We start from the raw sequence: 7,342 nt of genomic DNA, 5'->3' as shown, positions 1-7,342 counted from the left end.
CCCCCCCATGGACCACGGACAGTGAAGGGCAGCACCGACGATGACCGCCACCGAAGCCCGCCCCTCCGCACGCAAACCCCCGCAGATCGTGGACATGTCCTGGGACCCGATCACGCGGATCATCGGGAACCTGGGCATCTACACGAAGATCGACTTCGCCAACCGGGAGGTGATCGACTGCCGCTCCACCTCGTCCCTCTTCCGCGGCTACTCGGTGTTCATGAAGGGCAAGGACCCCCGGGACGCCGGATTCATCACGTCGAGGATCTGCGGGATCTGCGGCGACAACCACACCACGTGCTCCAACTACGCCCAGCAGATGGCGTACGGCATCAAACCCCCGCCGCTGGCCGAGCACATCACCAACCTCGGCGAGGCCGCGGAGTACATGTTCGACCACACGATCTTCCAGGACAACCTGGTGTTCGTGGACTTCTGCGAGGCCATGGTCAAGGCCACCAACCCGGGTGTGCTGGCCCGCGCGGAGCGTACCGAGGCGGCCCGCGGCCACATCCACGGCTACCGGACCATCGCCGACATCATGCGCGCCTTCAACCCCTTCGAGGGCGAGATGTACAAGCAGGCGCTGAAGGTCTCCCGGGTGACCCGGGAGATGTTCTGCCTGATGGAGGGCCGCCATGTGCACCCCTCCACGCTGTATCCCGGCGGGGTGGGCACCATGCCGCAGCCCACCACCTTCACCGACTACCTCTCCCGCCTGCTGCGCGTGCTGGACTTCATCAAGCAGGCCGTGGCGATGAACGACGACGTCTTCGACTTCTTCTACGAAGCGCTGCCCGGGTACGAGGAGGTGGGCCGCCGCCGGATCCTGCTGGGCTGCTGGGGGGCGTTCCAGAACTCCGACTCCTGCGACTACCGGTACGAGACGATGAACGAGTGGGGCAAGGACATGTTCGTCACCCCCGGCATCGTCGTCGACGGCGAACTGGTCACCAACAACCTCGTCGACATCAACCTCGGCCTGCGCGTCCTGCTGGGCTCGTCGTACTACGAGGACTGGGTGAACGAGGAGCCCTTCGTCACCCACGACCCGCTGGGCAACCCCGTCGACATGCGCCACCCCTGGAACCAGACCACCGTCCCGGTCCCGCAGAAACGCGACTTCGAGGGCAACTACAGCTGGGTGATGAGCCCGCGCTGGTACGACGCGCGCACCGGCGACCACCTCGCCCTGGACACCGGCGGCGGCCCGCTCGCCCGGCTGTGGACCACCGCGTTGAGCGGCCGGGTGGAGACCCCGTACATCAAGGCCACCGGACGCAGTGTCCGCATCACGCTGCCCAAGAGCGAGAAGCTGCCGGAGATGACCTTCGAGTGGCACATCCCGCGGTGGTCCAACACCATCGAACGCGACCGGGCCCGCCCGTACTTCGTCGCCTACGCCGCGGCCATGGCCTTCCAGTTCATCGAGCGCGCCCTGCAGCTGATCCGCGGCGGCGACACCAAGGTCTTCCAGGACTTCGAGGTGCCCGACGAGGCGATCGGGTGCGGTTTCCACGAGGCCGTCCGCGGGGTCCTCTCGCACCACCTGGTGATCAAGGACAAGAAGATCGCCAACTACCACCCGTATCCGCCGACCCCGTGGAACGCCAGCCCGCGCGACCACTACGGCACCCCCGGACCCTACGAGGACGCCGTCCAGGGCCAGCCGATCTTCGAGGAGAACGGGCCGGACGACTTCAAGGGCGTCGACATCATGCGCACCGTCCGCAGCTTCGACCCCTGCCTGCCGTGCGGCGTGCACATGTACATGGGCAACGGCCGGACGCTCACCACCACCCACACCCCCACCTACGGAGCCGGCCATGGAGGCTGAGACCGCACCGGCCGGGACGCGCCTGGCGGACCCGGACGTCGAGGGGCTGCTCGCCCGGATCGACGAACTGCTGGCGGTGCTGGAGTCCGCGCCCGGACCGACCGTGCGCTCCGCGGTGGAGGCGGTGCGGCTGCTGACCGAGGTCTACGGCGAGGCGCTGGCCCGCGTGCTGGACCACGCCGACGCGCAGACCACGCGGCGCCTGACCGAGGACGAGGTGCTGGGCCACCTGCTGGTGCTGCACGGCGTGCACCCCGATCCGGTCGAGGTACGGGCCGCCCGCGCGGTCGAACGGCTGCGCCCGGCGGTGCGCGAAAGCGGCGGCGACGTGGAGTTCGCGGGTGTGGACGGCGAGGGGGCGCGGGGGCGGGTGCGCACGGGCGGCGGGGGCGGTACGGGCTGCGGCGGCGGGGCGGGCGACGTGGCCGCGGCGGTGCGGGCGGCGGGGCTGGCCGCCGCACCGGGGCTGGCGGACGGGGGGACGCCGGCGGCGCAGGAGCCCGCGCGGCGGGCGGCGCCCGCGTTCGTTCCGCTGGACGCCCTGACGCGCCGCGCCGCCGCGGCGCCCCGGGCGCAGGGGGCCGGGGGAGCGCGGACGGGGCGCTGGCGCGCCTGATCCGGTCCTCGGCCGGCCGTGCCGGACCGGCCGCGCGGGAGGCGTGCGAGCTGTGCGCGGCGCCGGTGCCCGAGGAGCATCGCCACCTGTACGACCTGGCGCGGCGGGAGGTGCGGTGCGCCTGCGGCCCGTGCGCGGTGCTGTTCGCCGGGGACGGCGCGGGCGGCGGGGCGTTCCGGCTGGTGCCCCGGCGCCGGGTCCGCCTCGACCGGGTGGACACCGCGGCCCTCGGGGTGCCGGTCGGCCTGGTGTTCTTCGTCCCGCACGCCGACGGCACGGTCACGGCGCAGGGTCCGAGCCCGGCCGGGGCCATGCGCTGGGAGGTGGACGCGGCGGCCTGGCGGCGGGCGGCCGAGGGATGTCCCGAACTGGCCTCGCTGGAGCCGGAGGTGGAGGCCCTGCTGGTGAACACCGTGCGGGGCATGGACCACCACTGGATCGTGCCCGTGGACGACTGCTTCCGGATGGTGGCCGTGGTCCGGCGGGAGTGGCGCGGGCTGTCCGGCGGCGGCCGGGTGTGGCCGGCCGTGGAGGAGTTCTTCGCGCGGCTCACCGAGCGGCGCTGAGGCGGCGGGGAGAGGACGGGCCGAGGCCGTGCACGAGTTGTCGATCGCGACCGCGATCGTGGAGCGGGCCGGGGAACTCGCCCTGGCTCAGGGCGCCGAGGCCGTCGCGGCGGGGACGGTCCGGGTGGGCGAGCTGTCCGGGGGGGGCCCGGACGCCCTGGGCTTCGCCTTCGTGGTGGCCCGGCAGGGCACGGCCCTGGCCGGGGCCCGGCTCGTGGTCGAGCAGGTGACCGCGCAGGCGTACTGCGGGCCGTGCCGAGAGCCGTTCGCCGTGGGCATGCCGCCGTTCTTCTGGTGCCCGCGCTGCGACCGCCCCTCGCAGGAGCTGCGCTGCGGGCGGGAGTTGGAGATCGTGGCCGTCGAGCCGGGGCCGCCGGGCTGACGGCGGGTGTGTGGACGGCGGCGGCCCCGCGGGGGCGCGCGCACCGGCGGGGCCGCCCGGACCGGATCGTCCGACGAGGCCGCCTCGCGGTTCAGCAGATGCGCGGCAACTGCTCCCCGAGCGGCAGGTCCACCACCCGGGTGCCGCCCAGGCCGGTGGCCACGACGACCATGCCGGGGTGCTCGGCGACGCACTCGCCGATCACCGTGGCGCCGCCGCCCTGCGGGTGGGCGCGCATCGCCGCCAGCACGGCGTCGGCCTCGCCCGGCGGGACGAAGGCGACGAGCCGGCCCTCGTTGGCGACGTACAGCGGGTCCAGGCCCAGGAAGCCGCAGGCGCCCGCGACGGCCTCCGGGACGGGCAGGGAGCGTTCGTACAGCCGCACCCCGGTGCCGGAGGCGCGGGCGATCTCGTTCAGGGAGGCGGCGAGGCCGCCCCGTGTCGGGTCGCGCAGCACGTGCAGGTCCGGGGTGACGGCGAGCATGGCGGCCACCAGGTCCGCCAGGGGCGCGGTGTCGCTGGTGACCTCGGCGCCGAACTCCAGGCCCTCGCGCACGCTCAGCACGGCGACGCCGTGCTGGCCGATGGGACCGCTGACGATGACCGCGTCGCCGGGCCGGGCCCGCTGCGGGCGGATGTCCACGCCCTCGGGGACGAGGCCGACACCGGCCGTGGTGACGTACACGCCGTCGCCGTGCCCGGCCTCCACGACCTTGGTGTCGCCGGTGGCCACGGTGACCCCGGCGGCCTCGGCCGCGGCTCCCACGGCGCGGGCGATCCGGTCGACCACGGCCAGTTCGGTGCCCTCCTCCAGGACGAAGGCGGCGGAGAGGTAGGCGGGCCGGGCGCCGCTCATCGCGAGGTCGTTGACGGTGCCGTTGACCGCCAGGTCGCCCAGGCTGCCGCCGGGGAAGAACAGGGGCCGCACGACGTAGGAGTCGGTGGAGAACGCCAGCCGGACGCCGCCGAGGTTCAGGACCGCCGAGTCGCCCATGCCGGCGAGGACGGGGTTGCCGTAGGCCGCGGCGAAGACGTCGTGGATCAGTTCGGCGGACAGGGCGCCGCCTCCGCCGTGGCCCATGACGACGACCGGCTGGTCGCGCAGGGGGGCGGGGCAGGTCCAGTTCGCGGGGTCGACGGGGGTCTCGGCGGCCGTGGATGCGAGGTCAGCCAACGGGGTTCATCTCCTCCTGCGGAAGGCGGGAGCCCTGCGGGCCGGGCGTGCCCGTCGGCGCGGGGGCGCTGTGCGGGGCCTGTCCGTTCATCCGGCGGTACAGGTAGTACGCGGCGCAGGCGCCCTCGCTGGAGACCATGGTGGCGCCCAGCGGGGTGCGCGGGGTGCAGGTGGTGCCGAACGCGGCGCACTCGGTGGGTTTGATCATCCCCTGCAGCACCTCGCCGGCCCGGCAGATCGCGGGTTCCTCGGTGCGGATGCCGGTGACGTCGAAGCGGTGGGCAGCGTCGTAGGCGCGGTAGGCGTCGGCCAGGCGCCAGCCGCTGGCCGGGATGGGGCCGATGCCGCGCCAGTTGCGGTCGGCGACCTCGAAGACCTCCTCGATCATGCGCTGGGCGGCGGGGTTGCCCTGCTCGCGCACGGCCCTGGCATACGCGTTGTCCACCCGGTGCTCGCCCCGTTCGAGCTGGCGGACGGCGCGGCGGATGCCCTCAAGGATGTCCAGCGGCTCGAACCCGGTGACGACGATCGGCACCCGGTGCTTCTCGGCCAGCTCCGGGTACTCGGCGGTGCCCATGACGCTGCACACGTGTCCGGCGGCGAGGAAGCCCTGCACCCGGCAGCCGGGGGCGGTCATGATGGCCTCGATCGCCGGGGGCACGCGGACGTGGGACACCAGCAGGCTGAAGTTGTCCAGGCCCAGGCGGCGGGCCTGGTGCACGGCCATGGCGTTGGCGGGGGCGGTGGTCTCGAAGCCGATGGCGAAGAACACCACCTGCCGGCCGGGGTTCTTCCGGGCGAGGTCGAGGGCGTCGAGCGGCGAGTAGACGACGCGTACGTCCCCGCCCTCGCCCTTGACCCGGAACAGGTCCCGGCCGGTGCCGGGCACCCGCAGCATGTCGCCGAAGGAGCAGAAGATCACCTCGGGACGGGAGGCGATCTCCAGTGCCTTGTCGATGACCTCCAGGGGGGTCACGCACACCGGGCAGCCCGGACCGTGGATCAATTCCACCTCTTCGGGCAGGAGTTGGTCGATGCCGTGGCGGATGATGGAGTGGGTCTGGCCGCCACACACCTCCATCAGCGCCCAGGGCCGGGTGACGGTGGCGCGGATCTCGTCCAGCAACCGCCGCGCCAGCTGGGGATCGTTGAACTCGTCGATGTACTTCACTGGGCCTCACTCCCGCTCTCCTGCAGGGCCGCCTGCCGCCAGGCGTCGCCGAACTCCTCCTCCAGCAGCCCGAGTTGCTCGAACAACTCCAAAGACGCCCGGGCGGAGGCCTCGTCCAGCCGCTGCAGGGCGACCCCGACGTGGACGATGACGTACTCCCCCACCCGCACGTCGGGCAGGTATTCCAGGCACGCCTGTTTGCGCACCCCGCCGAAGTCGATCAGGCCGGTGAGCGGGTCGGCGCGGTGGTCGATGGACACGACCTTGCCGGGCACTGCCAAGCACATGGGTCACTCCGTCTCGTCGCTGTCTGTGGTCGCCCGCGGGCCGCGGGGCCGGCCGGGCGCGGGCCGGTGCGCCGCCACCATGAGCTGGCCCAGGGCCAGCCCGCCGTCGTTCGGCGGGACCTCGCCGTGGCGCAGGACGGTGAAGCCGCCCCCGGTCAGCAGTGCGGTGCACTCCTGCTCCAGCAGGCCGTTGGCGAACACACCACCGGTGAGGGCGACCGTGCTCAGGCCGGTGGCCGCGCGGGCGCGCCGGCAGATCTCCGCGACGGCCCGCGCGAGGCCCCGGTGGAAACGTGCCGCGAGGACCGGCGCCGGGGTGCCGCGGCGCAGGTCGGCCACCAGGGCGCGCAGCAGCGGGCCCGGATCGCATTCCAGCGCGCCTGCCGCGGTGGTCAGCCCGAACGGGTACGCCACCGTGTCCGCGTCCCGGGCCTGTGCGGCCGCCGCTTCCAGCTCCAGCGCGGCCTGCGCCTCGTAGTGCACCCGGTGGCAGACGCCGGCGAGGGAGGCCACGGCGTCGAAGAGCCGGCCCATGCTGGAGGTGGGCACGCAGGCCAGGTCGCGCTCCAACTGCCTTCGCAGCAGCGACAGTTCAGCGGGCGTGCAGGCGGACACGCTGGGCAGGTCCGCGTCCCACGGCAGGCCGGCGGCCCACAGCCGGGCCAGGGCGAGCCGGCACGGGTTGGCAACCCCCGCGTCGCCGCCGGGCAGCGGGGCGGGGGTGAGGTGGGCGAAGCGCCGGTGGCCGGTGTAGTCCGCGAGCAGCACCTCGCCGCCCCAGACGGTGCCGTCGTCGCCGTAGCCGGTGCCGTCGAAGGCGACGCCGATGACGGGTGTGGTGCCGTCCAGGCCGTGCTCGGCCATCGCGGAGGAGATGTGCGCGTGGTGGTGCTGGACCGGCACCGGTGCCGGGACGGGCAGTGCGGCGGACCGGCGGCGCGCCCACCGGACGGAGTGGTAGCCGGGGTGCCGGTCGGCGGCGAGCAGTTCGGGTGTGACGCCGGTGAGGTTGAGCAGGTGTGCCTCGGCCCGGCGGGCCGCGTCCAGGCCGGCCAGGTCGCCCAGGTCGCCGATGTGCGGGCCGAACCATGCCTGGTCGCCGTCGCCGACGCAGGGCGCGTTCTTCAGGTCGCCGCCCACCGCGAGGGCCGGGCGCACCGGCACGGGCAGGGTCAGCGGGCGGGGCACGAAGCCGCGGGAGCGGCGCAGCACCTGCGTGGTGCCGTCGGGGCGGACCCTGAGCAGGGAGTCGTCGCACGGGCAGGCGATGGGGCGGTCGTGGGCGAGCCAGGCGTCGGCGATGCCGGCC

Annotated in this window: 8 protein-coding genes; 4 read left to right on the top strand and 4 right to left on the bottom strand. The window is 73.9% G+C overall.

Going from position 1 to position 7,342, the window contains the following annotated elements; genetic code table 11:
• The first annotated feature begins 40 nt into the window (after positions 1 to 40).
• From GV126_RS31665 to GV126_RS31650, 4 genes are read left to right on the top strand one after another with little or no spacing between them, the layout of a single operon-like run.
• A complete protein-coding gene (locus GV126_RS31665; protein ID WP_159673044.1) occupies positions 41 to 1,837 on the top strand; it encodes a nickel-dependent hydrogenase large subunit in 1,797 nt (598 codons plus the stop codon).
• Positions 1,827 to 2,453, top strand: a complete 627-nt coding sequence (locus GV126_RS31660; RefSeq protein WP_159673042.1) for a NifU-related iron-sulfur-binding protein — start codon at positions 1,827 to 1,829, stop codon at positions 2,451 to 2,453. Before GV126_RS31665 ends, GV126_RS31660 begins: the two co-directional genes overlap by 11 nt.
• Positions 2,441 to 3,019 carry a DUF5947 family protein gene (locus tag GV126_RS31655; protein ID WP_159674335.1) on the top strand — a complete coding sequence of 193 codons (579 nt, stop codon included), beginning with the start codon at positions 2,441 to 2,443 and terminating at the stop codon, positions 3,017 to 3,019. The genes GV126_RS31660 and GV126_RS31655 overlap by 13 nt, the downstream gene beginning before the upstream one ends.
• A 28-nt stretch (positions 3,020 to 3,047) precedes the next feature.
• Positions 3,048 to 3,401 (top strand): hydrogenase maturation nickel metallochaperone HypA/HybF, encoded by a 354-nt coding sequence (locus GV126_RS31650; RefSeq protein ID WP_159673040.1) that lies wholly within the window; start codon positions 3,048 to 3,050, stop codon positions 3,399 to 3,401.
• 91 nt (positions 3,402 to 3,492) lie between these two features.
• Here the strand turns inward: GV126_RS31650 and hypE are convergent, their stop codons facing one another.
• From hypE to GV126_RS31630, 4 genes are all read right to left on the bottom strand, one after another.
• Complete coding sequence (hypE, locus tag GV126_RS31645) at positions 3,493 to 4,575, bottom strand: hydrogenase expression/formation protein HypE (RefSeq protein ID WP_159673038.1); 1,083 nt, start codon at positions 4,573 to 4,575, stop codon at positions 3,493 to 3,495.
• Positions 4,568 to 5,746 carry a hydrogenase formation protein HypD gene (hypD, locus tag GV126_RS31640; RefSeq protein ID WP_159673036.1) on the bottom strand — a complete coding sequence of 393 codons (1,179 nt, stop codon included), beginning with the start codon at positions 5,744 to 5,746 and terminating at the stop codon, positions 4,568 to 4,570. The genes hypE and hypD overlap by 8 nt, the downstream gene beginning before the upstream one ends.
• Complete coding sequence (locus GV126_RS31635) at positions 5,743 to 6,033, bottom strand: HypC/HybG/HupF family hydrogenase formation chaperone (RefSeq protein ID WP_159673034.1); 291 nt, start codon at positions 6,031 to 6,033, stop codon at positions 5,743 to 5,745. The genes hypD and GV126_RS31635 overlap by 4 nt, the downstream gene beginning before the upstream one ends.
• 3 nt (positions 6,034 to 6,036) lie before the next feature.
• Positions 6,037 to 7,342 (bottom strand): Kae1-like domain-containing protein (locus GV126_RS31630; protein ID WP_185948472.1); only part of this gene is annotated, 1,306 nt, incomplete at its 5' end.

The sequence above is a fragment of the Streptomyces mexicanus genome (genome assembly GCF_902506575.1).
Classification (GTDB): domain Bacteria; phylum Actinomycetota; class Actinomycetes; order Streptomycetales; family Streptomycetaceae; genus Streptomyces; species Streptomyces mexicanus.
This window is presented reverse-complemented; position numbering and strand designations above follow the sequence as displayed.

Excerpts from the sequence above, each read along its gene's own strand:
- GV126_RS31665 (WP_159673044.1), top strand. The coding sequence starts at position 41 with ATGACCGCCACCGAAGCCCGCCCCTCCGCACGCAAACCCCCGCAGATC.
- GV126_RS31660 (WP_159673042.1), top strand. The coding sequence starts at position 1,827 with ATGGAGGCTGAGACCGCACCGGCCGGGACGCGCCTGGCGGACCCGGAC.
- GV126_RS31635 (WP_159673034.1), bottom strand. The coding sequence starts at position 6,033 with ATGTGCTTGGCAGTGCCCGGCAAGGTCGTGTCCATCGACCACCGCGCC.